2 protein-coding genes are annotated in these 1,116 nt (G+C 39.9%); both read right to left on the bottom strand.

Annotated elements, in window-relative coordinates; all coding sequences use genetic code 11:
• The coding region (locus B4N75_RS01055) for a hypothetical protein (RefSeq protein ID WP_296706358.1) at positions 1-443 on the bottom strand (443 nt) is incomplete at its 3' end.
• A gap of 13 nt (positions 444-456) precedes the next feature.
• The coding region (locus tag B4N75_RS01050) for a hypothetical protein (protein WP_296706357.1) at positions 457-1,116 on the bottom strand (660 nt) is incomplete at its 5' end.

Here is a 1,116-nt window from a genome sequence, read left to right as displayed (position 1 = left end):
GAAATATCAAATCCAGTTTCTGAAAGCGCAAGAAATTCAGCCGGATATTTTAAAATCATCACAGAAGCGTCCGATTCGTCCTGCAAAATTGAAACAACGCCTGTATCAATTTGCTCTCCAAATTTATTTTCCGCAGAATCCTTGTCAAAATTCGGGAAAGAAAGTTTCAGACAGTCAGCAGGAAAAACGTATTTTTGAGGATTTCTTAAAAAAAGCCGCACTTCAAAATCTTGACTAGAAGAGACAAAAATTTTTCCAGAACCTTTTTCGTAAACGCCTGAAACAACCTCGTAGTCTGTAACAGCGGAAGTTTCCGTGTATTTTTGAAAATAATCTTTTACAGGCTCGTTCCATGAATCTGAAAAAAACGAGCATGAACCAAAAATCAAAGGCAGAAAAACTAGCGCGAATCTAAAAATTTTTATGAAACCGAATTTTTTCATATCATTCTCCTGCCTAAAACTGCCAGCCAATGCTAACTGACGGTAAAATCATTCCAAAATCCATGTCGCTCAAAAAGGCGAGAACACAGTCAAAAGAAAACTCCGAATAAAGCCGGTTTGTTATGTAAAACTGAACCGCGCCGCCGAAAACCGCATTTAGATTTATGCTGTTCAACGGCTCTGAAACAATATCGTGCTCAAAATGGAATTTCAAATCATTAAAAAACGAAATTCCCGCTCCGCCGTGAACTTCCAGCGTAAGAATGTGGCGGCGCTTCTCTGATTTTTTAGATTTTACCCGGACAGGAAGCTGGTACAGAAAAAGCGCGTCCGCATTTATCAAATTTCCGTCAATCTGATAGTTGCTGTAGTCCGCAAAAATTCTTGAATAACTTCCAAAGATTCCGAAGCCAAAATAGCCAAAGCGGTGCTTAAAAGGCACAAAGGAAGCCCTTGCAGTCGCGCTAAGCGGAAGCAGATTTGTGTCGAGATACTTTTCAAAAGTGCCATCGTAAAGAACAACAGGAAAAACATAGCCTGCGCTCAAATCAAAATCCACGCGCTTCTTGAATTTAATCTCAATCTCGCTTTTTCGGTCAACACCGCTTTTTAAGCCGCTCGCGTCGGTTGCCACAAAATTGTATTTTCCAACGTCAAGTTTTTTCATGTCAAA

The organism is Treponema sp. UBA7570, assembly GCA_002477955.1.
GTDB lineage: Bacteria > Spirochaetota > Spirochaetia > Treponematales > Treponemataceae > Treponema_D.
Note: the sequence above shows the minus strand (reverse complement) of the source record. Positions and strands in the feature narration are given on the sequence as shown.